At 63.6% G+C, this 23566-nt stretch carries 21 protein-coding genes and 1 pseudogene; 12 read left to right on the top strand and 10 right to left on the bottom strand.

Features of this window, described 5'->3' with window-relative positions; genetic code table 11:
• Window positions 1-2: 2 nt before the first annotated feature.
• The gene (locus JOY50_RS19380; protein WP_138737441.1) at window positions 3-305 is read right to left on the bottom strand and encodes a DUF3565 domain-containing protein; all 303 of its coding nucleotides are present in this window, start codon (window positions 303-305) and stop codon (window positions 3-5) included.
• Here JOY50_RS19380 and JOY50_RS19375 point away from each other — a divergent pair.
• Window positions 304-789, top strand: coding sequence for a peptidylprolyl isomerase (locus tag JOY50_RS19375; RefSeq protein WP_016484906.1), 486 nt, complete (start codon window positions 304-306; stop codon window positions 787-789). The genes JOY50_RS19380 and JOY50_RS19375 overlap by 2 nt on opposite strands.
• Before the next feature lie 145 nt (window positions 790-934).
• Entirely contained in the window at window positions 935-1417 is a 483-nt protein-coding gene (locus tag JOY50_RS19370; protein ID WP_026034578.1) for a glutathione peroxidase, read from the top strand.
• Between the two features lie 131 nt (window positions 1418-1548).
• Here the strand turns inward: JOY50_RS19370 and JOY50_RS19365 are convergent, their stop codons facing one another.
• On the bottom strand, window positions 1549-2739 hold the full coding sequence (locus tag JOY50_RS19365) for a glycosyltransferase family 1 protein (protein WP_132846357.1): 1191 nt from the start codon (window positions 2737-2739) through the stop codon (window positions 1549-1551).
• A 157-nt stretch (window positions 2740-2896) separates the two neighbouring features.
• Here JOY50_RS19365 and JOY50_RS29320 point away from each other — a divergent pair.
• Both JOY50_RS29320 and JOY50_RS29315 read left to right on the top strand, forming a co-directional pair.
• Window positions 2897-3646, top strand: a pseudogene (locus JOY50_RS29320) (PAS domain-containing protein); the annotation flags it as partial.
• A gap of 156 nt (window positions 3647-3802) precedes the next feature.
• Window positions 3803-4234 carry a methyl-accepting chemotaxis protein gene (locus JOY50_RS29315; RefSeq protein ID WP_405045994.1) on the top strand — a complete coding sequence of 144 codons (432 nt, stop codon included), beginning with the start codon at window positions 3803-3805 and terminating at the stop codon, window positions 4232-4234.
• Window positions 4235-4327: 93 nt separating this feature from the next.
• Here JOY50_RS29315 and cysZ read toward each other — a convergent pair whose 3' ends face one another.
• A complete protein-coding gene (cysZ, locus tag JOY50_RS19355; protein WP_243055651.1) occupies window positions 4328-5056 on the bottom strand; it encodes a sulfate transporter CysZ in 729 nt (242 codons plus the stop codon).
• A 330-nt stretch (window positions 5057-5386) separates the two neighbouring features.
• Here cysZ and trxB point away from each other — a divergent pair, with 330 nt between their 5' ends.
• Window positions 5387-6349, top strand: coding sequence for a thioredoxin-disulfide reductase (gene trxB / locus JOY50_RS19350; RefSeq protein WP_243055650.1), 963 nt, complete (start codon window positions 5387-5389; stop codon window positions 6347-6349).
• Between the two features lie 176 nt (window positions 6350-6525).
• Here the strand turns inward: trxB and nadC are convergent, their stop codons facing one another.
• Window positions 6526-7374 carry a carboxylating nicotinate-nucleotide diphosphorylase gene (nadC, locus tag JOY50_RS19345; protein WP_132846370.1) on the bottom strand — a complete coding sequence of 283 codons (849 nt, stop codon included), beginning with the start codon at window positions 7372-7374 and terminating at the stop codon, window positions 6526-6528.
• A gap of 241 nt (window positions 7375-7615) precedes the next feature.
• On the opposite strand from nadC, the gene JOY50_RS19340 reads away from it, so the two are divergent.
• The 3 genes from JOY50_RS19340 (at window position 7616) to ampE (ending at window position 11260) form a co-directional block, all read left to right on the top strand.
• A complete protein-coding gene (locus JOY50_RS19340; RefSeq protein ID WP_132846371.1) occupies window positions 7616-9772 on the top strand; it encodes a DUF1631 domain-containing protein in 2157 nt (718 codons plus the stop codon).
• A gap of 88 nt (window positions 9773-9860) precedes the next feature.
• Window positions 9861-10433, top strand: coding sequence for a 1,6-anhydro-N-acetylmuramyl-L-alanine amidase AmpD (ampD, locus tag JOY50_RS19335; RefSeq protein ID WP_132846372.1), 573 nt, complete (start codon window positions 9861-9863; stop codon window positions 10431-10433).
• Window positions 10430-11260, top strand: a complete 831-nt coding sequence (gene ampE, locus JOY50_RS19330) for a regulatory signaling modulator protein AmpE (protein ID WP_019472450.1) — start codon at window positions 10430-10432, stop codon at window positions 11258-11260. Before ampD ends, ampE begins: the two co-directional genes overlap by 4 nt.
• A gap of 49 nt (window positions 11261-11309) precedes the next feature.
• Here the strand turns inward: ampE and JOY50_RS19325 are convergent, their stop codons facing one another.
• Window positions 11310-12098 (bottom strand): TatD family hydrolase, encoded by a 789-nt coding sequence (locus tag JOY50_RS19325; protein ID WP_132846373.1) that lies wholly within the window; start codon window positions 12096-12098, stop codon window positions 11310-11312.
• A gap of 2 nt (window positions 12099-12100) precedes the next feature.
• Window positions 12101-13096, bottom strand: a complete 996-nt coding sequence (gene cra, locus JOY50_RS19320; RefSeq protein ID WP_132846374.1) for a catabolite repressor/activator — start codon at window positions 13094-13096, stop codon at window positions 12101-12103.
• A gap of 284 nt (window positions 13097-13380) precedes the next feature.
• On the opposite strand from cra, the gene ptsP reads away from it, so the two are divergent.
• Genes ptsP through JOY50_RS19305 form a run of 3 tightly spaced genes read left to right on the top strand, consistent with a single transcriptional unit; the run spans window position 13381 to window position 18917 of the window.
• The gene (gene ptsP, locus JOY50_RS19315; protein WP_243055649.1) at window positions 13381-16233 is read left to right on the top strand and encodes a phosphoenolpyruvate--protein phosphotransferase; all 2853 of its coding nucleotides are present in this window, start codon (window positions 13381-13383) and stop codon (window positions 16231-16233) included.
• Window positions 16234-17181, top strand: a complete 948-nt coding sequence (gene pfkB / locus JOY50_RS19310) for a 1-phosphofructokinase (RefSeq protein ID WP_132846376.1) — start codon at window positions 16234-16236, stop codon at window positions 17179-17181.
• On the top strand, window positions 17178-18917 hold the full coding sequence (locus JOY50_RS19305) for a PTS fructose-like transporter subunit IIB (RefSeq protein ID WP_132846377.1): 1740 nt from the start codon (window positions 17178-17180) through the stop codon (window positions 18915-18917). Before pfkB ends, JOY50_RS19305 begins: the two co-directional genes overlap by 4 nt.
• Window positions 18918-19038: 121 nt before the next feature.
• On the opposite strand, the gene JOY50_RS19300 is transcribed toward JOY50_RS19305, so the two are convergent.
• Window positions 19039-19260 (bottom strand): DUF3820 family protein, encoded by a 222-nt coding sequence (locus tag JOY50_RS19300; protein WP_132846455.1) that lies wholly within the window; start codon window positions 19258-19260, stop codon window positions 19039-19041.
• Window positions 19261-19462: 202 nt separating this feature from the next.
• Between JOY50_RS19300 and JOY50_RS19295 the strand changes: the two genes are divergently transcribed.
• Window positions 19463-19939, top strand: coding sequence for a PA2169 family four-helix-bundle protein (locus JOY50_RS19295; RefSeq protein WP_243055648.1), 477 nt, complete (start codon window positions 19463-19465; stop codon window positions 19937-19939).
• Here the strand turns inward: JOY50_RS19295 and JOY50_RS19290 are convergent.
• The 3 genes from JOY50_RS19290 to JOY50_RS19280 form a co-directional block, all read right to left on the bottom strand.
• Entirely contained in the window at window positions 19936-21423 is a 1488-nt protein-coding gene (locus JOY50_RS19290) for a GGDEF domain-containing protein (RefSeq protein WP_132846379.1), read from the bottom strand. The two genes, JOY50_RS19295 and JOY50_RS19290, sit on opposite strands and share 4 nt — an antisense overlap.
• Before the next feature lie 223 nt (window positions 21424-21646).
• The gene (locus JOY50_RS19285; RefSeq protein WP_138737423.1) at window positions 21647-22981 is read right to left on the bottom strand and encodes an OprD family porin; all 1335 of its coding nucleotides are present in this window, start codon (window positions 22979-22981) and stop codon (window positions 21647-21649) included.
• Between the two features lie 204 nt (window positions 22982-23185).
• Window positions 23186-23410, bottom strand: a complete 225-nt coding sequence (locus JOY50_RS19280; RefSeq protein ID WP_132846381.1) for a hypothetical protein — start codon at window positions 23408-23410, stop codon at window positions 23186-23188.
• Window positions 23411-23566 lie beyond the last annotated feature (156 nt).

Raw genomic sequence — 23566 nt, 5'->3', positions numbered from 1 at the left:
AATTAACGGCCAAGGGTAGCGCTATCGGCCCCTTGCGCGCACCAGCCGCAAGTAAAAGGCTGGCCGATGCGCTGCGCGCGTTGTGCCGGGTCGAGCACCCAGGGGCGTGCCTGCCACGGCGGTTGGTGGCGCAGGTGCTGGGTATGGCCGCAAGACAGCTCGGCCACCCAGTGGCCTTCTTCGTCCTGATGGAAGCCGGTGATCCGACTGATGGGCCGCTGCTCGTCCGCAGTGCGTTCGCAATCGGACGATGGCTTGGTTACACTTGTCCGCTCTACATACTTTTGCAAAAGGTCTTGCCCCATGCTGATCGCCGCCAACAAGGCTGTCTCCATCGACTATACCCTGACCAACGACGCCGGGGAGACCATCGACAGCTCCGCCGGTGGCGCGCCGCTGGTCTACCTGCACGGTGCCGGCAACATCATCCCAGGCCTGGAAAAAGCCCTGGAAGGCAAACAGGCCGGTGACGAGCTGAACGTTACCATCGAGCCGGAAGACGCCTACGGCGAATACCTGGCCGAGCTGGTAAGCACCCTGAACCGCAGCCTGTTCGAAGGCGTTGACGAGCTGGAAGTAGGCATGCAGTTCCACGCTTCGGCGCCGGACGGCCAGATGCAGATCGTCACCATCCGCGACCTCGACGGCGACGATGTCACCGTTGACGGCAACCACCCGCTGGCCGGCCAGCGCCTGACCTTCCAGGTCAAGGTAGTCGACGTGCGTGACGCCAGCGAAGAAGAAATCGCTCACCGTCACATCCACGGTGAAGGTGGCCATCACCACTGATTTTCTGCGCTAAGCTCAGAAAGTCGCCAGGCGCTCGGGCAAGCCGATTTGCCTTCCTACGGGAGGTGGACGGTTTGGACGGGCGCCTTTTTAGTGGGCGGAATTCGCCTGCGCGGCAACCGGGAACCTGAGAGGGGATTTCATGATGAGTGCATTTCACGACCTGAAACTGGACGCGCTGAACGGTGGGGAGCTGTCCCTCGCACCGTTCAAGGGCCAAGTGGTGCTGGTGGTCAACGTTGCCTCCAAATGTGGTCTCACGCCGCAATACAAGGCCCTTGAAAACCTCTACCAGGTTTACAAGGCCAAGGGCTTCAACGTGCTTGGCCTGCCATGCAACCAGTTTGCCGGGCAGGAGCCGGGCAGCGAAAAGGAAATCCAGGAATTCTGCAGCCTCAACTACGGGGTGAGCTTCCCGCTGGGGGGCAAGCTGGAGGTCAACGGGCCGCAACGCCATTCGTTGTACCGCCTGCTGGCGGGCGAGGGGGCCGAGTTCCCTGGCGACATCACCTGGAACTTCGAGAAGTTTCTGGTGGGCAAGGACGGGCGGGTGCTGGCGCGTTTTTCGCCGCGCACGGCGCCGGATGACCCGGCGGTGGTGCAGGCAATCGAGAAAGCGCTGGCCTGAAGCGTTTAAAACGGTCCCTCTGTAGGAGCGGCCTTGTGTCGCGATCGGGCCGCATAGCGGCCCCCGGATATCAGCGTTGCTGCAAGGATCGAGGGGCTGCTTTGCAGCCTTTTCGCGACACAAGGCCGCTCCTACACAGATCGCGTAGCACCCAGCCGCGAAGCGGGTGAGGCCGCAGCCTGGTTCCGGGCCGCATCGAGGTACCCCTCAAATTCCTCGACAATCGCCGGCCAACCCTGGCGGCTGGCATGCTGCCGCGCATTCAGGCGTACCCGGCGCAAGGTTTCCTCTTCCTCCAGCAGCCAGCAAGTCGCATCGACAAACGCCGCCTGGTCCCCCGGCATGGCCAGCGCCCCACTGTGACCATGGCGTATGTGCTGCGCTGCGGCTGCCTCGTCATAAGCAACCACCGCCAACCCCGAAGCCATGGCTTCGAGTACTACGTTGCCAAAGGTTTCGGTCAGGCTCGGGAACAGGAACAGGTCACCGCTGGCGTAGTGCTCGGCCAGCACCTCACCGCGCTGGGCGCCGCAGAACATGGCACCTGGCATCTGCTGCTGGAGGGCGGCACGCTGTGGGCCGTCACCCACCAGGATCAGGCGCAGGCGTTTCTGTGGATAAGTCTTCTGCAATGCCTCCAGGCATGGGCGCAATAGCCCGAGGTTTTTTTCCACCGCCAGCCGCCCGACATGCAACACGGCGATATCCTCCGGGCCCAGCCCCCAGCTTTCGCGCAACGCCAGGCTGCGCCGGGCCGGGTTGAACAGGCAGGCATCGACACCCCGGGCCAGCAGTTCCAGGCGCTCGAAACCACGGCGTTCAAGCTCCAGGCGCTGGCTGAGGCTGGGCACCAGGGTAATCGCCGTGCGCCGATGGAACCAGCGCAGGTAGTGGGTGAGCAGGCGTGCCAGCAACCCCAGGCCGTACTGGCCGGAGTACTGCGGGAAGTTGGTGTGGAAGCCGCTGACCACCGCGATGCCCAGGCGCCTGGCCGCGCGCAGGGCGCTGAGCCCCAGCGGCCCCTCGGTGGCGATGTACAGCACGTCCGGGCGCTGGCGCCGCCAGCGGCGCAACAACGAATGCATGGACACCTCGCCCCACTGCAATCCCGGGTAGCCGGGCAGCGCCCAGCCACGGCACAGCATCAGGTGCGGGTCGTTGTGCAAAGGCGCTTCGCCGGCCTGGCGCGGGCGTACCACCTCGACCTCATGGCCGCGCTGGCGCAGCCCTTCGCCAAGGCGGCCAAGTGTGTTGGCCACGCCGTTGATTTCGGGTGGGAAGGTTTCACTGACCAGGGTAATGCGTAGGGCGGCTGTATTCATGACAAAAAGTTTCCGCCTGCCGGATTGCGCCAATGTGACCGTAATGTGACGTACAGATGACGCCTGACCGCTGACGCTTTTGCCTGCATGAATATTTCGTTGCACGGTGCTCAAGAAGGTGTAACCGGCAGCCGATGAAGATGCATTCGAAAAGGCGATGCGCTCCAGGAGTGCGGTGATGTTCAACAGCAAGCTCAAGCAAGAAATCCGGCAGCTGCGCGAAGACCTGATGTCCGTGGAACAGGTCAAGAGTAGTCTCGACAGCGAGATGCTGGTACTTCAGCTCGATCCACAGGGACGGATCGAGATGGTCAACGGTAATTTCGAGAGCGAAATGCTCTACCGTTGCGAACAATTGCTTGGACGCAACATCGAGGACATTGTCCCTTCCCACGTGAAGTCACTCGACTTCTACCAGCGCATGAAAAGCGCGATCAGCCGTGGCGAGCACCTGAACGGCGCCTTCCGCCTGCTGCGTGGCAACGGCCAGGAAGCCTGGCTGCGCTCGATCCTGCAGCCGGTCAAGAACAGCGAGGGGCGCATCAAGTACTTCACGCTGCACTCCAGCGACCTGACCCGCACCATCGAGACGTCTCGCGAGCACGAAAGCCTGATCAAGGCGCTGATGCGCTCTACTGCAGTGATCGAGTTCGACCTCGACGGCACCATCCTCACTGCCAACGAGCGTTTCCTGGCCACAGTCGGTTATCGCCTGGAGCAGATTCGCGGCAAGCACCACCGTATGTTCTGCGAGCCGGAGGAGGTTAACTCGGCCGGCTATCAGGCGTTCTGGGACAAGCTGCGCCGGGGTGAATACGTTGCCGAACGTTTCAAGCGTATCGATGCCCATGGCCGGGTAATCTGGCTGGAGGCTTCGTACAACCCGATCTTCGATGCCCACGATGTGCTGTACAAGGTGGTCAAGTTCGCCACTGTGATCACCGACCAGGTCAACCAGGAGCAGGCCGTGGCCCAGGCGGCAGATGTAGCCTATAGCACCTCGCTGGGTACCGATGTCAGCGCGCGCAAGGCCACCGAGGTGGTCACCCAGACCGTCAGTGTGATGCGCGGCCTTGAGGCCTCGATGCAAGAGGCGGCGGAGGGCATCCAGGCGCTGGACACCCAGTCACGGGTGATCGGGTCGATCATCAAGACCATCAGCGACATTGCCGGGCAGACCAACCTGCTGGCCCTTAACGCGGCCATTGAAGCGGCCCGCGCGGGCGAGCAAGGGCGAGGTTTTGCCGTGGTTGCCGACGAAGTGCGCCAGCTGGCTTCGCGCACCAGCACCGCTACCGAGGAAATTGCCCGGGTAGTGAAGCAGAACGAGCAACTGGCGCAGGCGGCAGTGGCGATCATCGACACCAGCAAACGCCAGGCCGAGCAGGGGCTGGCGCTGGCTGACGAAACGGGCAACGTAATTGTCGAGATCCAGGACGGGGCGAAGCGGGTGGTGGATGTGGTGGGGCAGTTCTCCAGCCGGTTGGGGCAGTAGAGCCCCGAGCAGATTTGGTCTGCCTTTTGATGGACCCAATGTCTTTCACCATCACTCAGGCTGCTCCTACAGGGGGCGCGTACACCTCGGCAGTCAGTTGCGCTCCCGCACCCAGAACAACGTAGCCCCCGCCACCGCCGCCGGCATCATCAACACGTTCACCCCTGGAATCATCAGCGCCAGGTAGGTGATGCCGCCAAAGCCCAGCGACTGCCAGCGCTTGCTGCGCAGCCAGGCGAGCATGTCCTGCCAGCTCATCTTGTTGTTGTCCGCCGGGTAGTCGATGTACTGGATGGCCATCATCCATACCCCGAACATCAGCCACAGTGGCGCGGCGACGACGTTGACCACCGGGATCAGCGACAGGATGAACAGGCCGACAGCCCGTGGCAGGAAGTAGCCCAGCTTGCGCATTTCGCGGCTGAAGGTGCGGGGCACCATGGCCACCAGCTCGCCCCAGCTGAACGCCGGGAAGGTGTCTTCGCCACGCACCACCACTTCGACCTTTTCCGCCAGGAAGCCATTGAACGGCGCGGCGATGATGTTGGCCACCAAGGTGAAGGTGAAGAACACCATCAGCACCAGCAAGGCGACGAACAGCGGCCAGAGTATGTAGCTGAGGAAGCTCAACCAATCTGGCAGCGTCGGCATCAGGGCATCGAGCCACAGGCCGAACTGGTGGCCGGCGAAGTAGACCATGCCACCGAACAGCAACAGGTTGACCGCCAGCGGCAGCAGCACGAACAGCCGCAGGTTGGGGCTCAGCACCAGTTTCAGGCCTTCGCGCAGGTATTGGGGGCCGGAGAGGACAGGGGCTTGCATCGGGAGACTCCGCAGAGAAGGAAAACGCGCTGACCTTACCGAGTTTGCCGCGCCGACGAAAGGTGACTGGCAAGCGGGACACGGGCTGTAACAAAAGTGCCGGGGCTGAGCTATGGATGAAATCACTGAATAGACGGTGCCTATGAGGTGGATTGTCTAAGGATATTTCCTTAATCTTTGCGACCTCGCTACAGTGCGCTCAACTTTCCGCTTTTCGGGCCTGCGCGTTGTAGCCTTCCCCAAGTGCTGCGTGGGTCCATTTTAATTTTCCAGCTGGCGCAGCCGGTACACCGATGCCGGCCCGAGCGGCCGGCTCGACAGGAGTTCGACATGTCTGAAGTACGTCATTCGCGCGTCATCATTCTCGGTTCCGGCCCTGCCGGTTACAGCGCTGCGGTGTACGCTGCCCGTGCCAACCTCAAGCCGCTGCTGATCACCGGCATGCAGGCGGGCGGCCAGCTGACCACCACTACCGAGGTCGACAACTGGCCGGGCGACCCCCATGGCCTGACCGGCCCGGCCTTGATGCAGCGCATGCAGGAACACGCCGAGCGATTCGAAACCGAAATCGTCTTCGACCACATCAACGCCGTCGACCTGGCCAACAAGCCGTTCACCCTGCAGGGTGACAGCGGCAAATACACCTGTGACGCACTGATCATCGCCACCGGTGCCAGCGCCCGCTACCTGGGCCTGCCGTCGGAAGAAACCTTCATGGGCAAGGGCGTTTCGGCCTGCGCCACCTGCGACGGTTTCTTCTACCGCAACAAGCCGGTCGCTGTGGTTGGTGGCGGCAACACTGCCGTGGAAGAGGCGCTGTACCTGGCCAACATCGCCAGCAAGGTAACCCTGGTGCACCGTCGCGAGACCTTCCGCGCCGAGAAGATCCTGGTCGACAAGCTCAACGCCCGTGTGGCCGAAGGCAAGATCGAGCTCAAGCTCAACGCCACCCTGGACGAAGTGTTGGGTGACAACATGGGCGTGACCGGTGCTCGCCTGAAGAACAACGACGGCAGCAGCGACGAAATCAAGGTCGACGGCGTATTCATCGCCATTGGCCACACCCCGAACACCTCGCTGTTCGAAGGCCAGCTGACCCTCAAGGACGGCTACCTGGTGGTCAACGGCGGCCGTGACGGCAACGCTACCACCACCAACGTTGAAGGTGTGTTCGCTGCAGGTGACGTGGCTGACCACGTTTACCGTCAGGCCATTACCTCGGCCGGTGCCGGCTGCATGGCGGCTCTGGACGTGGAGCGTTACCTGGACGGGCTGGCCAACGCCTCGTTCTGATCCGGCAACACCGGGGCCGCTTTGCGGCCCATCGCCGGCAAGCCAGCTCCCACAGGTAATGCTAAAGGCCTGAAGGTAGTGCGTTACCTGTGGGAGCTGGCTTGCCGGCGACAGGGCCCTCGGCAACGACAAAAAAAACCGGCTCAATGGCCGGTTTTTTATTGCCTGCGGTCAGCTCACAGGCTCAACCGCATCGACAGGTCCACGGCTTTCACATCCTTGGTCATGGCACCAATCGAGATGTAGTCCACGCCAGTCTCGGCAATTACCCGCAGGGTCGTTTCGTTGACTCCGCCACTGGCCTCCAGCTTGGCCTTGCCCGCGTTAATACGCACTGCTTCGCGCATTTCGTCCAGGTTCAGCTCGTCGAGCATGATGATGTCTGCGCCAGCGGCCAGCGCCTCGCGTAGTTCATCCAGGCTCTCCACTTCGATTTCCACCGGCTTGCCCGGAGCAATGCGGTGCGCCGCAGCCACTGCCTGGGCTACGCCGCCGCTGGCGGCAATGTGGTTTTCCTTGATCAGGAAGGCGTCGTACAGGCCTATGCGGTGGTTGTCGCAGCCGCCGCAGGTTACCGCGTACTTCTGCGCCAAGCGCAGGCCTGGCAGGGTTTTGCGGGTGTCCAGCAGGCGCACCTGGGTGCCTTCCACCAGGTCGGCCAGGAAATGCGCACGGGTGGCAACCCCCGACAGCATCTGCAGGAAGTTCAGCGCACTGCGTTCACCACTGAGCAGCGAACGGGCCGGGCCTTCCAGGTGAAACAGCGGCTGGTTGGCCGTTGCGCGATCACCGTCGGCCACCTGCCAGTGCACGGCCACACGCGGGTCAAGCTGGCGAAACACGGCGTCGACCCAGGCAGTGCCGGCAATCACGCAGTCTTCGCGGGTGATGATGGTGGCCTTGGCCAGGCGCTCGGCCGGGATCAGCTGCGCGGTGATATCGCCACTGCCAATGTCCTCCAGCAATGCGCGGCGCACGTTGGCTTCGATTTCAGCGGTCAGGTCGGCAAGGCGTAGGTTCGGCATGGTTGGCTCCACAAGCTAGATGCCGGCGATTATAGGGCAGGGGACCGATGTGTACAGCCGCCCCGGCAATGACCTTTGGTCGGTCTTGGTGAGCAGTGACTGCAAACGCGGGTCATTAACCCTTCCATGAATAGGCGCTGGCAGCTGTGCGATTTTTTACCGATAATGGCGACCAGTATTTGGCGTCATAGCTTTGACGATTTCAGCCCCTTCGGGCATGACACCCTGCAAGGAGTCCAGGATGCAGAAAGAAGGCAAGGTGGTGCCCCTGGCGGCAGCCATCGATCGAGGGGGGCGTACGCCTCTGCCTTGCCTTCCTGTATTGCTCCTGCAAGTGCGCGACAAGGCGGCGTTGCAATTGCGTCAAGGCTTGCAAGCGCTGTTCGACAATGCCGACGACACCTTGTTCGAGATGGCCGACAAGGCCGTTGATCGTTGCGACCAGAACCTTTACTTCGAGGCCATGCGCGATCTGCGCCTGAAGCGCAAAAGTATTGAACGCGGCTTCCTTGATACTTTTTACGAGACCTACGCCGGCATCGGCCAGGTCGACCTGCTGGCGCATCTGGCCGCACCGGACCCCCTGCGGAGCAAGGTGCAGCTAGAGCGGGCTGCGGCCATCGAAGGCATGGTTGCGCGGGTGCTGTCGCGCGATGGCATCGCCCTGCAGCAACTGGGCCTGCGTTTGCAGGCCTTGCTCGATCGCCCCGTGCATGAGCAACGCAACCCGCTGGGGCCTGCCGCGTTGTGCGGCTACTTCCTGGAGGCTGGCCGTAACCTTGGGGTTGGCCTGAGGGTCAAACTGGTCCTGCTGAAGCTGTTCGAGCGTTTCGTCTTGCGCGACGTTGACGTTATCTATGCCGAAGCCAACCAGTTGCTGGCCGTAGCCGGTGTGCTGCCCGAGTTGCAACCGCCCCCGCGCCGCCGCGCCGAGGACCGGCGCATGAGGGCAGGACGAGGGCCGGCGAACCAAGGCCAGGAAGTGGGTGCGGACGCGGCAGGGCAGGCGTTCTTTGCCTCGTTGCAAACCTTGCTGGCCCCAGCGCGTGGGCAGTTCGCACCGCGATTGCAGGCGGTGGCTGCCGCCCAGTCGATCAGCACCGCAGACCTGGTCCGCCTGCTTTCGCATTTGCAGCACTACGTGCCTGCAACCGCCGAGATTGAGGACTTCGAGCTTGGCCAACAGCTTGAACAACTGCTGCTGAGGGTCAGCGTGCGCAGCGGCACGCGCCGGCGCATCGCCGTGGCCGACGAGGACATGATCAACCTGGTCGGCCTGCTGTTCGCCTGTATTCAAGGCGACGACAACCTGCCGGCCAGCCTGCGTGCGCTGATCGCCCGCCTGCATATCCCGCTGCTCAAGGTCGCCCTGCTGGACAAGGGGCTGTTCAGCCGGGCCAGTCACCCTGCACGCCGGCTGCTCAACGAAATTGCTGGCGCAGCCATTGGCTGGGCGTGCAGCGGCGAAGGGCTGCGTGACAGCCTGCACTTGCGGGTAGAGCGCATAGTCCAGCGTTTAATCAATGATTTTGTCGAAGATGTTGGTATTTTTGCCGAACTTCTTGATGATTTCCTTGCGTTCAGTCAGGAGGAGCGGCGGCGCAACGAGTTGCTTGAGCAACGCACCCGCGACGCCGAAGAAGGGCGCGCCCGTGCCTTGCAGGCCCGTCAGCAGGTGCAGCGGGTGCTCAACCAGCGCCTGCGCGGCCGTGTCTTGCCCCTGGTGGTCGTGCAAATGCTGGTGCAGGCCTGGAGCCAGGTGCTGCTGCTGGCCTGGCTCAAGCAGGGTGAGGCCTCGCAGGCTTGGCAAGATGCCCTGTACACCCTGGACACGCTATTGGTCAGCATCACCCCTGGGCATGAGCCGCAAACCCTGTTGCAGCAGGTACCTGGCCTGCTCAAGGCGCTGCGTGACGGGTTGGCCAGCGTGGCCTTGAACTCGGCGGCAACCCGTGAGTTCTTCCTGCAACTGGAGCAATTGCACCTGCGTGCCTGCACAGGTGCCGGGCTACCGGTTGGCCATGACCAACCCTTGGCCGAAGTGCTGGTGGATGAAGAGATCGTGCTGGCGATTGCCGAAGAACCCTCCTGTGCGCCGCTGCACGTCGCCGAGGGCCAGGCCGCGGCATTGCGGCAGGTGCAGCGCTTACGCATCGGTACCTGGGTTGAAGTACTTGATGACGACGAACCGCTGCGCTGCAAACTGGTGGCGCAAATCGACAGCGGCGACAGGCTGGTGTTTGCCAACCGCACCGGCATGAAGGTGCGAGAGTGGAACGGTGCCGGCCTGGCGCAGGCGCTGTACCGAGGGGACGTGCGGGTGCTGGATGACGGGTTGTTGTTCGAGCGGGCGCTGGAGGCGGCGCTCGACAGGCTGCGGCAGCCGCACGTGCGGTAGGCGGCAACATTACAATCATTCACATGCAAACGGTGTTGACGGCAGGGCATACTGTGGCTCTGTTCAAGGCGCTTTCAGGATTTGCCCCATGCAATTGGACCGTGCCACTGGCTGGTTCCACGGAATCGGAATCACCCACTGCCCCTCGCCGAACTTCAATGCCCGCCCCGAAGGCGAATCAGTTTCCCTGCTGGTGATACACAACATCAGCCTGCCGCCGGCCTGTTTTGGTACCGGCAAGGTGCAGCAGTTCTTCCAGAACCGGCTGGACCCCAACGAACACCCTTATTTCGCCAGCATCGGCCACCTGACCGTGTCGGCGCACCTGTTCGTCGAGCGTGACGGCGCGGTGACCCAGTTCGTTTCGTTGCTCGATCGCGCCTGGCACGCGGGTGTGTCGTGCTTCGACGGGCGTGAAGGCTGCAACGATTTTTCCATCGGCATCGAGCTGGAGGGCACTGACGAGGTGCCCTATACCGATGCTCAATATGGCGTGCTGGAGGAGCTTACCTGGCACATTCGTAGCGCCTGGCCGGCCATCGACCTGGGCCGCATTCAGGGCCACAGCGACATTGCCCCGCAACGCAAGACCGACCCCGGCCCGTCCTTCGATTGGCCGCGCTACCGCGAAGCGTTGTTGCACAACGAGGACAAGGCATGAGTTTTCTGGTGTTGTTGCTGGCACTGTGGGTCGAGAAATTTTCGGCCCTGCGCCATCAAGTGCAGCGTGATGGGTTCTTCCTGGGCGAGCTGGTTCGCCTGGAACGCGGTGGCAAGGTGCACCCTTGGTGGACGCTGACCATCGTGGTGTTGGCACCGGTAGCGCTGCTGGTGTTGCTGCTGCATGTGCTGGAACCGGTGGCCTATGGGCTGTTGGCCTTGCCGGTGCATCTGCTGGTATTGGTCTACAGCCTGGGCCGTGGCGATGCCAAGGCGTCGCTGGGGCCGTTCCGTGATGCCTGGCGGCGCGGTGATGATCAAGCGGCGCTGCATGTTGCTGAGCGCGACCTGGGCGTAGTGGCGGATGAGCCGCATAGCCTGTTGGTGCGTGTGCAGGGCAACCTGCTGTGGCAGGTGTACCAAGGCTTTTTTGCGGTGATTTTCTGGTATTTCGTGCTGGGGCCTGGTGCGGCGCTGGCTTATCGCCTGTTGGCGCTGTGCGGCGAGCACAGCCAGCAGCCGGAGCTGAAGGCGCGTGCCGAACAACTGCGGCACATCATGGACTGGCTACCGGTTCGCATGCTGGCGTTGAGCTTTGCGCTGGTGGGCAACTTCCTTGCAGTGACCCGGGTGATGCTGCACGAGGTGCTCAACTGGCACATCAGTGCTGCGCATCTGGTGGCACGGGTGGGGCGCATTGCCGATGACATTCCCGATGAAGAAGACAGCCAGCGTGGGCTGGGGCGGCTGGACAGCCTGTGGGAGCTGCTGTTGCGCTGTGCGGTGTTGTGGTATGCCGGGTTCGCGCTGTGGACCGTGCTGGTTTGACATAGGGTCGCCTTGCTATTTGCGTCGCCTGGCAGATCGAGCGCAGCAACTACAAAGGCGAGCACCAGCCAAACAACTCGCAAGCATTGCGGCTACTGGCCTGCGCCAGCGCCTCTACATCCACGCCCATCACTTGGGCCAGCGCCCCGGCAATGTCCGGCAAATGCTCCGGGCTGTTCCGTTCCCCCGGGTACATCACCGGCGCCATATCCGGCGAATCGGTCTCCAGCACCACACTCTCCAGTGGCAGCCGCGCCAGCGTCTTGCGCAGCCGCAGCGCCTGTGGCCAGGTGCCGGCACCGCCAAGCCCAAGCCGAAAGCCTAGCTTGATGTATTCGCGCGCCTCTTCGTAACTGCCGGCAAACGCATGAATCACGCCCGCCCGCGCCGGCTTGTAGCGCTTGAGCGTGGCGATTACCTGGGCATGGCTGCGGCGTACGTGCAACAGCGCGGGCAGTTCGAAGTCGCAGGCCATTTGCAGTTGCACTTCGAACAGCGCCTGTTGACGCGTCTTGTCCAAGTCTTCGAGGTAGTAGTCCAGGCCAAACTCACCCACGGCGCACAGCCGTGGGTCGCCGTGCAGGCGCGCCAGCCATTCGCGCAATTGCGTCAAATGCTCTGGGCGATGCTGGTCGAGGTACACCGGGTGCAGGCCAAATGCTGCAAACAGGCGCTGATCGGCGCAGGCCAGGTCCCACACCCGTTGGAAATTCGCCTGGTAAACCCCCAGCACCACCATCCGTTCCACTCCGCGTGCCGCTGCGTTGGCCAGCACACGCGGGCGGTCGGCCTCGAACTCAGGGAAGTCCAGATGGGTGTGGGTGTCGATCAGGCGCATGTTCAGGCCGCCGTGATGCGCTGCTTGAAGGTGCGGCCGACGGCATGCACGCCCGGGTCGTAGCGTTTCTCCTCGATCGCGGCCAGCGCCAGTTCCAGCGCGGTGGCGGCAATCAGGCCATGCTGCTGGGCCATGGCATTGACCGGCAGCGGCAGGAAGTCGAGCAACTGGTTGTCACCAAAGGTGCCCAGCTGCAACTGGCGCGAGTCGGCAGGGCGGGCCTGCAGGGTGTCGAACACCCCTTGCAGCAACACATACGAGGTGGTCACCAGGGCATCCGGCAGGCCGCCCAGGTCATGGATAAGCTGTTGCATAAGGCGCTGGCCGCACTCACGGCTGAACGCTTCGCCCTGGTAGCGACGGACTTCACCGGCATAGCCTTGCAGGGCTTCGTCGAACCCGCCGGCACGCGCCTGGCTCACCGACAGCTCGGGGCGTGCGCCAATCAGGGCAATGCTGCGTGGTGCTGCGTTGAGCAGGCTGGCGGCCAGTTGGCGGCTGGCATCGCGATCATCGCTGATCACCGAGCAGAAGTGCGCAGGGTCCAGGCGGCGGTCAATGGCTATCACCGGCAGGCCTTTGTCCTGCAATTCACGGTAGCTGTCGTCTTCTGGCGGCAGGCAGCTGGCGACGAACAGGGCATCACAACGGCGCGCGCGGAACAGTTGCTGCAACTGGCGCTCGCTGTCGGGCTGGTCGTCGCTGCTGGCGATCAGCAACTGGTAGCCACGGGCGCGGGCGCCTTGCTCCAGCTGCTTGGCGATGCGGGCGTAGCTGGGGTTCTCCAGATCCGGGAGAATGAAGCCCAGGGTGCGGGTGTGTCGGCTGCGCAGGCCAGCGGCCTGCGGGTTGGGTGTGAAGCCGTGGGCTTCGACCACCGCGCGCACCCGTTCGACAGTGGCGTTGCTGATGCGCTGCTGTTCAGCCTTGCCGTTGATGACGTAGCTGGCGGTGGTCACGGACACACCGGCCAGACGGGCGATATCGCTGAGTTTCACCGAATTTTCCTTGTTATTTCCGGGGCTGGCTGTGAGGCCGGACCGGGTATTTTGACCCGGCACCGGCGCCATGCGCAGACGACCATTGTCGCAATTGTCCGACAGGATGGGGCTTTTTACCGGGCAGATTATCGAGTAACGTGGCCGTCTGGTCAGATTAAACGTTTCAGCTGCCGAATTTTCTGCCTCGGCTGCCATCTGTGCAAGGCTGTTGAACTGGCCCTTCATGTGAATTTCACAACAATACTCCAGTACCCGACCGGGAACTGCAAAAGGAGAAGGTCATGCTCGAACTCGCCAAGGAGCAGATAGCCATGGGCCAGACGGCCGCCGACAAGGCCGGGGCGTTGCGCCTGCTGGCGGACCGGCTGGTTGCCGATGGCCTTGTCGCGCAAGGGTACCTGCAGGGGCTGCAGGACCGCGAGGCGCAAGGCTCCACCTTCCTTGGCCAGGGCATCGCCATCCCCCATGGCACCCCGCAAACCCGTGACCTGGTGTATGCCACCGGCGTGCGTCTGTTGCAGTTTCCCGAGGGCGTGGACTGGGGCGATGGGCAAATGGTCTACCTCGCCATCGGTATCGCCGCCCGTTCCGACGAACACCTGCGCTTGCTGCAGCTGCTGACCCGCGCGTTGGGCGAAACCGACCTGGCCGAAGCGCTGCGCCGTGCCAGTTCCGCCGAAGCGCTGCTCAAGCTGCTGCAAGGCGCGCCCCAAGAGCTGGCGCTGGATGCGCAACTGGTCGGCCTGAACCTGCCGGCTGAAGACTTCGACGAACTGGCCTGGCGTGGTGCCCGCCTGTTGCAGCGTGCCGACTGCGTCGACAGCGGTTTTGCCGCTGTGCTGCAGCAGGCCGAGCCGCTGCCGCTGGGCGAGGGCCTGTGGTGGCTGCACAGCGAGCGCCAGGTGCGCCAGCCGGGCCTGGCCTTTATTACCCCACAGCAGCCCCTGCGTTACCGCGACCAGCCGCTCAATGGCCTGTTCTGCCTGGCCAGCCTTGGCGCTGCTCACCAGGCCCTGCTTGAGCGCCTGTGCGAAGTGCTGATCGAAGGCCGCGGGCAGATGCTCTACCAGGCCACCAGCAGCCGTGCGGTACTGGCAGTGCTGGGCGGCGAGGCGCCAGCGGACTGGCCTAGCGCGCGCATCGTGCTGGCCAACCCGCATGGCCTGCATGCCCGCCCGGCCAAGGTGCTGGCGCAACTGGCGAAAGGCTTCGAAGGGGAAATCCGCATACGCCTGGTCGACAGCGCGCAGCCGGCGGTGTCGGTGAAGAGCCTGAGCAAGCTGCTCAGCCTCGGTGCACGTCGTGGCCAGGCCCTGGAACTGGTGGCCGAGCCGGGTATCGCCGCCGATGCCTTGCCGGTGCTGCTGGCCGCTATCGAACAAGGCCTGGGTGAAGAGGTGGAGCCGCTGCCGCAAAGTGCGGAGCCCGTTGCCAGTGTCGCCGCCCAAGTGCTGCAAGCCCCCGCCGCCGGTAGCCGCGTTCAGGGCGTGGGCGCTGCCCCGGGCATTGCCAGTGGCCCTGCCCATGTGTGTGTCGAGCGTGAGTTCGACTACCCCCTGCGGGGTGAATCCTGTGCCCAGGAACGGCAAAAGCTGCGCCAGGCCATGGCAACGGTGGACAGTGAGCTGCAGGCCTTGGTCCAGCGCAGCGACAAGGCCATTGGCGAAATTTTCGTCACGCACCAGGAAATGCTCGCCGACCCGGCCTTGACCGATGATGTCGAGCAGCGCCTTGCCCAGGGTGAGAGTGCTGCGGCGGCGTGGATGGCAGTGATAGAGGCCGCAGCGCGCCAGCAAGAGGCGTTGCACGATGCCCTGCTGGCCGAGCGCGCCGCTGACTTGCGCGACATCGGCCGCCGCGTGCTGGCGCACTTGTGCGGTGTGCACGCCCAGGCTGAGCCCGAGCAACCCTACGTACTGGTGATGACCGAAGTCGGCCCGTCCGATGTCGCCCGGCTGGACCCAAGCCGGGTCGCCGGTATCGTCACTGCCCAGGGTGGCGCCACTGCACACAGCGCCATTGTCGCCCGTGCCTTGGGCATCCCGGCTGTGGTGGGCGCAGGGGCGGCTATGCTGCTGCTGGAAGCGGGCACACCATTGCTGCTTGATGGCCAGCGCGGCGTGGTCAGCGTGGCACCGCCGGAGGATGAATTGCAACGCGCGCTGGCCGAGCGTGATGCGCGCGAACAGCGTTTGCAGGCGGCCTGGGCCAACCGTTTTGAACCGGCTGTCACCCGCGATGGCCACGCCGTGGAAGTGTTCGCCAACATCGGTGAGAGCAGCGGTATCGCCAAGGTGGTGGAGCAGGGCGCCGAAGGTGTGGGCTTGCTGCGCACCGAACTGATTTTCATGGCCCACCCCCAGGCCCCGGACGTTGCCACCCAGGAGGCCGAGTACCGTCGTGTGCTCGATGGCCTGGACGGGCGGCCGCTGGTGGTGCGCACCCTCGATGTTGGCGGCGACAAGCCGCTGCCGTACTGGCCGATCACCGCCGAGGAAAACCCCTTCCTCGGCGTGCGTGGCGTCCGCCTGACCTTGCAACGCCCGCAAGTGATGGAAGACCAGCTGCGCGCCTTGCTCAGGGCTGCCGACCAGCGCCCGCTGCGCATCATGTTCCCGATGGTGGGCCAGGTGCATGAGTGGCGCGAGGCGCGGGCCATGGTCGAGCGCCTGCGTGCAGAAATCCCGGTGGCCGACCTGCAACTGGGCATCATGGTCGAGGTGCCTTCGGCGGCGCTGCTGGCCGCGCAACTGGCCCGCGAAGTGGACTTCTTCAGTATCGGCACCAACGACCTGACTCAATACACCCTGGCCATCGACCGTGGCCACCCCAGCCTTTCGGCCCAGGCCGACGGCCTGCACCCGGCGGTACTGAGCCTGATCGACATGACCGTGCGCGCCGCCCATGCCCACGGCAAGTGGGTGGGCGTGTGCGGCGAGCTGGCGGCCGACCCCCAGGCGGTGCCTGTGCTGCTGGGGCTGGACGTGGACGAACTCAGCGTGTCCGCGCGCAGCATCGCCGAAGTCAAGGCCCTGGTGCGCCAGGCCGATCATCAGACGGCCCGCGCCCTGGCGCGTGAGGCCCTGCAACAAGACAGCGCCGCAGCGGTTCGCGCGCTGGTGGAGCGTTACTGAATGGCCAAGATCCTCACCCTCACCCTGAACCCGGCGCTGGATATCACCATCGGCCTCGATACCCTGCGCCCGGGGCAGGTCAACCGCAGCCAGGCCCAACAGAGCCACGCGGCGGGCAAAGGGCTGAACGTTGCCCAGGTATTGGCCGACCTGGGGCACAGCGTGACCGTTGCTGGTTTCCTCGGGCGCGATAACCTGCAGCCCTTCGAGGCGCTGATCGACTGGCGCGGCTTTACCGACTGCTTTGTTCGCGTGCCGGGCGAAACCCGCAGCAACATCAAGCTGGTTGAGGCCGATGGCCGCGTCACGGACATCAATGGCCAAGGCCCGGAGGTCGACGAGGCGGCATGCAGTGCCTTGCTGCAGCGCCTGCAGCAGGTCGCCCCGGGGCACGATGCCGTGGTGGTGGCGGGCAGCCTGCCGCGAGGGATTAGCGCTGACTGGTTCCGCCAGTTACTGGACCGGTTGAAGGCCCTTGGCCTGAAGGTGGCGCTGGACAGCAGCGGCGAAGCCTTGCGCGCCGGCCTGCAAAGCGCGCCCTGGTTGGTAAAACCCAATACCGAAGAGCTTGGCGAAGTGCTGGGCCAGGCTGTGGATAACCCTGCGCAGCAGCGCGCCGCTGCCGAGCAGCTGTTGGCCAGCGGTGTCGAACATGTAGTGGTGTCTGCGGGCGAGCAGGGCGTCAGCTGGTTCGCCCGCAACCTGGCCCTGCATGCCTGCCCGCCCACTGTGCGGGTTGCCAGCACGGTGGGGGCGGGGGATTCGCTGGTGGCCGGCATGGTCCATGGCCTGCTGCAGGGCGAGGCCCCTGCCCAGACGCTGGCCCGCGCCACGGCGATTGCCGCCCAGGCCGTCACCCAGGTTGGCTTCGGCATCCGTGACCGTGAGCAGCTGGCGCGCCTGCAAGCCGCGGTGCAACTGACAGAACAACAAGAGGGTTGCCGATGAACATTGCCATTGTCACCGCCTGCCCCAACGGCCAGGTGTCGAGTGTGCTGAGCGCGCGCTTGCTGTCTGCCGCTGCCCAGCGGCGCGGCTGGAGCACCAGTGTGGAAGTGCAGGATGCCGGGCACCCCGAGCGGCAACTGAGCGCCGCGCAGATCGCTGAGGCCGATTGGGTGCTGGTGGTCAGCACCGGCCCGGTGGACCTGGCCCGCTTCGTCGGCAAGCGCGTGTACCAGAGCACGCCGGCCCAGGCCCTGGCCGACCGCGAGGGCTTCCTCGACGAAGCGGCGGCCAATGCCCAACCGCTGCTGGCTGCAGCAGGTGCGCCGGCCGAGGTTGGCAGCACGGGCACACGCATCGTCGCAGTCACTGCCTGCCCGACGGGCGTCGCGCACACGTTCATGGCGGCGGAGGCCTTGCAGCAAGCCGCACAGCAAATGGGTTATCAGCTCACGGTCGAGACCCAAGGCTCGGTCGGTGCGCGCAACCCTTTGTCAGCCCAGGCCATCGCTGAAGCGGATGTGGTGCTGTTGGCTGCTGACATTGAAGTGCCGACCGCGCGGTTTGCCGGCAAGCGTATCTACCGGTGCGGCACCGGCATTGCACTCAAGCAGGCACCTGCCACCCTGGACAAGGCGCTGGCCGAAGCCAAGGTGGAAAACAGCGCCGATGCCGCAGCGGCGGCCACGACAGCGAAGGGTGAAAAGACCGGTGTGTACAAGCACCTGCTCACCGGCGTGTCGTTCATGCTGCCCATGGTGGTGGCTGGCGGCCTGCTGATTGCCCTGTCGTTCGTGTTCGGCATCGAGGCCTACAAACAGCCGGGCACCTTGCCGGCTGCGTTGATGCAAATCGGCGGGGAGGCTGCGTTCAAGCTGATGGTGCCGCTGCTGGCGGGCTATATCGCCTGGTCTATTGCCGACCGCCCGGGGCTTGCGCCGGGCATGATCGGTGGCCTGCTGGCCAGCACCTTGGGTGCCGGCTTCATCGGTGGCATCGTCGCCGGCTTCATTGCCGGATACAGCGCCAAGGCTATTGCCCGCTGGGCGCGCTTGCCCAGCAGCCTGGAGGCGCTCAAGCCGATCTTGATCATTCCGCTGCTGGCCAGCCTGATCACTGGCCTGGTGATGATCTATGTGGTCGGCCAGCCGGTGGCAGCCATGCTCGAAGGCCTCACGCACTTCCTCGACAGCATGGGCACCACCAATGCCATTCTGCTGGGGCTGTTGCTGGGCGGCATGATGTGTGTCGACCTCGGTGGGCCGATCAACAAGGCCGCCTATGCCTTCTCGGTGGGGTTGCTAGCGTCGTCGAGCTACGCACCGATGGCGGCGACCATGGCCGCCGGCATGGTGCCGCCGATCGGCCTGGGCATCGCCACCTTCCTGGCCCGGCGCAAGTTCGCCCAGAGCGAGCGCGAGGCGGGCAAGGCCGCCTTGGCGCTGGGGCTGTGCTTCATTTCTGAAGGGGCGATCCCGTTCGCTGCCAAGGACCCGCTGCGGGTGATCCCGGCCAGTATCGCCGGTGGTGCGCTGACGGGGGCATTGTCGATGTACTTTGGCTGCAAGCTGATGGCGCCGCATGGCGGCTTGTTCGTGCTGCTGATTCCCAATGCGATCAACCATGCTTTGCTGTATTTGCTGGCTATCGTGGCGGGTAGCCTGCTGACGGCGGTGGTGTATGCGGTGATCAAGAAGAGCGAGCGGGTAGAGCTGGCCGTGGCAACGGTGAAGGGCTAGGGCCATTGGTTGGCCCTGCTGGCCCTATCGCCGGCAAGCCAGCTCCCACAGGACTACGCTGAGCTCCAGGATCTGCACTATCCCTGTGGGAGCTGGCTTGGCGGCGATAGGGCGGGACAGGTCAACGCCGATGCTTCTGCCGCAACGGCACCAGCAGGTCACCCAGCCCGTTGTGGTCGATTTCATGCATCAACGCCAGCAATCCGCCCAACTCACCCGCGGGGAAACCCTTGCGCGCAAACCACGCCAGGTAGTCCCCCGGCAGGTCGGCAATGATGCGCCCCTGGTATTTGCCGAACGGCATGCTGCGGGTCACCAGCAATTCGAGCATTTCCGGCTTCATCATCAATGCACCTGGCTGTGGAAAAGCGCCGACCATACTGCAATCTGCACGAAGGCCCAAGCGGCAATCATGCAGAACGCAGCCATCAGTCGTTTTCCGGTTTTATATAACTAATTGAAAAATAAAGAATTTATTTAATTTGAAAGCGTGGCACGAACGCTGCACCGGTGTAGATGACTATCACCTGCCAAGGAGTTCGACCATGAGCAACCCCAACAAAGACGTGATTGACGTACTCAACGACCTGATCGAATACAGCAAGGATGGCGAGAAAGGTTTCAAAGCCTCGGCCGATGATGTGAAGAATCCCGAGCTGAAAGCGTTCTTCGCTCAGCGAGCCGGTGAATGCGCCAACGCCGCTGGCGAACTGCAAAGTGAAGTGCGCCGTCTGGGCGGCGACCCGGAAACCTCCACCAGCATCAGCGGCGACTTGCATCGCGGGTGGGTCAACCTGAAGTCGATGGTCACCGGCAAGGACGAAGAAGCGGTGCTGAACGAGGTTGAGCGCGGTGAGGACCACGCCCTCAAAGCCTACAAGGAAGCGCGCGAGAAGCTGGTAAAACTGGGCCGCAGTGCCAGCGACATGACCTACAACCTTGTGGAGAAACAGCTGCAGGGCGTGCAGCGCAACCATGACCAGGTAAAAGCCCTGCGCAACGCCGCCCGCGCCCGTTCCTAGGCGTCAGGCCCTTCTACCTGGTTACGGCCCTTGGCCTTTGCCCGGTAGAGCGCTTCGTCCGCAGCACCCAGCACGCCGCTCAGGTCGTGCTGGGTGCCGGACACGCCGATGCCGATGCTCACCGTAACCGCGTGGGCATCATCGGCAAACGGTGCCAGTGCTTCGACGCTGGTGCGAATCCGCTCGGCTAGTAGCTGCGCGCCCGCAAGATCCGTTTCTGGCAGCACCACCTGAAACTCCTCCCCGCCATAACGAGCAGCCAGATCTGCCGGGCGACGAATACTCGCCTCGATGGTCTTGGCCACCTCACGCAATGCGTGATCACCACCGGCGTGGCCATGGCGCTGGTTGAACGCCTTGAAGTGGTCCACATCAATCATCAGCACCGCCAGCGGCTTGCCACTGCGTTGGGCGCGCGACCACTCATGGCGCAGCACCTGGTCCAGGCGACGACGGTTGGCCAGGCCGGTCAGGCTGTCGGTGGCGGCCAACGTCGCCAGACCCTGCTCAGCGTCCTGGCGGCGGCGCAGTTCGCGGCCTAGCAGCAGGGTTAGCCAGAGAATGCCCACGCACAGCACCCCAGTGGCGACGCTGACCAGGATCGCGGTGCGGCGCCACGACTGGAACACCTCATCGGCCGGGTGCACCACCAGCACGATCAGCGGCAACTGCGCGACCCGGGCGAAGGTGTACATGCGCGGGTTGCCGTCGCTGCCAGAGCGGGCAGTGAAGTTACCGCTTTGTTCGCTGAGGATGCGCTTGAAGTTGGGCCGCTCGGCATAGTTGCTGCCGATCAGCGGGTCTTGCGGGCGTGAGGGCTGGCGGGCGAGGAGCTGCCCGTCGGTATTGAACAGGTTGATGCTGCTGTCGTCACCAATGTCCAGGCGCTGGAACAGCTCACTGAAGTACGACAAGCGCAATGCGCCTGCTGCCAGCCCGGCAAACTCGCCATCGGGGCCGGAGATGCGCCGGCTGAAGCTGATACACCAGTCCAGGTCGCCGAGCTTGGCCTTGAATGGCGGGCCTACCAGCAAGCCCAGATTGGCGTTGGCCTGGTGTGCCTTGAACACACCGGTTTCGCCAAAGTTGGCCTTGCGCACATTGCTGGTGGAGTCCCCCACCACATTGCCTTGCTTGTCGAGCCACAGCACGTCACCGCGTTTGCGGTCGACGAAGGCTTCATTGAACAGCAGGCGTTGGCGCAACGGCCCGGGTATTTCCGGCAGCTCCTTGCGCCCGACGGCCCAGATCAGGCCCTGCAGTGACTGGTCGTAGAGTTCGGCGTTGCGCAGGATGTCGCTTTCGATCAGCTGGACGATGTTGTTGGACGAGCGAATCGCCGACAGCTCGACGCTGTCACGTTCACGCGCCAGCAAGAAGCTGACGATGGCCACGATGGCGAGCACGGCAAGGCAACTGCCCAGGTTGAGGGTCAGCTCGGGGTGGGACCTGAAAAATGCGAAACGCGGTAATCGGGTGGGCATGCTCGCTACTGCGTGGGCAGGGCCATTCGCGGCGGCGACATTCTAGGGAAGCCGTGATTGTCGGACAAGATTTGTCCGACGGAATCACGTCTGGGGCTGCTGCGCAGCCCTTCGCCGGCAAGCCAGCTCCCACAGGTACTGCGTCAGGCTTAGCGGTTGTGCAGTACCTGTGGGAGCTGGCTTGCCGGCGATCGAGGGCGGAGCCCTCGCTAGAGGTCCTGGATCAGAACACGTTCAGCGGGTAGTCCACGATCAGCCGCAGTTCATCGTTGTCGCTGTTGCTGTCGATCGACGCATAACCCTGGCTGCCACGGTGGGTGGCGTAGCGCACCAGTACCGACAGGTCCTTGAGGTCACCCTCCTGGAACACGTACTTCACGTCCAGGTCACGTTCCCAGTGCATGGCGTTCTTGCCATCTTCACGGTAGTAGTCGTAGTGGCTGGTGTCCTGCGTGGCTTTGGTCAGGTCGGCTTCACCGCGCGAGTACGACAGCGAGGTGGTCAGGCCAGGCAGGCCGACACCGGCGAAGTCATAGTCGTACTGCAGCTTCCACGAGCGCTCGTTTGGCGCGTTGAAGTCCGAGTACATGCGCGAGTTGTCCAGGTACACGCTGTCGCCCAGGTTGATGTAGTCGAATGGCGTGTTGCCATTGACCCGCTGGTAGGCGGCGGTGACGCTGTGGAAGCCTGCGTTGACGGTGAAGTGCACGCTGTAGGTGTTGTTGTCGATCTTGCCCAGCAGGGCCTGGCCGGTGTCCTGGGTGTGGTAGAAGTGCACGCCTGGGTTCAGGCTGACCAGGTCGTTGACCACGTAGGTGTAGTCGAAGTCAGCGTAGTACTGGTTCCAGATGTCCTTCAGCTCGGCGGCGTAAAGGTTGGTGGTGATGTTCTCGGTACCGCTCCACGACGCGCCGGCCCAGTTCAGGTGCTTGCTCTTGTCGTGCTCGTCCAGCGACCCATAGTAGGTGTCGATGCGGCGGTGGCCGCTCTGGTTGTACGGGTGGGTGAAGCTCACCTGGCCGCCTTCGAGCAGCAGGCCGTCGATGCTGGTGTTAGTCAGGCTCACACCACGGAAGGTCTGCGGCAGCATGCGGGTTTCGCCGCCAGCGATCACCGGGTTGGTGAGGAACAGGTCGCCGGCTTTCAGTTCGGTGTCGAACGCCTTGAGCTTGATCGCAGCGCCGGCAGTGGAGAACGAGTGCGGGGCAGCACCCAGTTCGCCGTCGTCCTTGATGTGCTCGGGCAGGATGCTGGTGCCGGCATGGCCGCCACCGCCGTCCAGCTTGAGGCCCAGCATGGCATGTGCATCCAGGCCAAAGCCGATCACGCCTGGGGTGTAGCCCGACTCGAAGCGCGCAACAGCGCCCTGGCCCCACTCGCGGGTGTCACGCACGCCGGCGTTGTGGTTGTCGCGGTTGAAGTAGGCATTACGAAAGTGCAGGTTGAAGGACGACCCGTCGATGAAGCCATCAGCCTTGTCTTCATCTGCCTGGGCGGCGAAAGGGATCGTTGCAGTCAACGCAATGAACAGCGGGGTAAAACGGAACGCGGAAGGCACCGGTACTAGCTCCTTTGGTCTGACGGTGGGGCAGTTTTTGTTTTTGAATGTGCGTCTTTTTTTAGGTAGACGTTACAGCCGGGCTGAGCGTTAAAGCACATAAAAAAAGCCGCTGATCGGCAGCGGCTTTAAAAGGCTAACATATCGGCACCGGTGGTGCCCATGGCGTAGCCAAGGGAAATCGGGAGCAGCAACAGCGTTTGATCAGCTGTCGGCGTTGACATCGACAGAAACTTTGGAAGCTGTCTGTTTTGCGTCTTTGGCGGCGTCGGCCTTGTTTGCAGCTACCGCGTCGCGGGCGTCTTGATGGACGGCGGCGAGCTCTGCATTACGGGTGACGAAAGCGCTGGATTCTTCGGCCATGGCCAGGGGCGACAACAACAGGGAAGACAGGACGAAGACGCTGGCAATACCCATACTGTTGGACATTTGAAACTACCTTCTTGCGGGGCAAGTGCTAATGAGGACAGGGGTAAAGTTAGTCCTTTCAGTGCACTTGAAACAGAGCGAAGTGCGATAAGCACTGTTGCGCAAAAGGTAACGATCCCAGAGAAAGCAATAGGACTTTGGCCGTAAAACCCCGCG

This window comes from Pseudomonas sp. BP01 (genome assembly GCF_022760795.1).
In the GTDB taxonomy this organism is placed as follows: Bacteria; Pseudomonadota; Gammaproteobacteria; order Pseudomonadales; family Pseudomonadaceae; genus Aquipseudomonas; species Aquipseudomonas putida_Q.
Note: the sequence above shows the minus strand (reverse complement) of the source record. Positions and strands in the feature narration are given on the sequence as shown.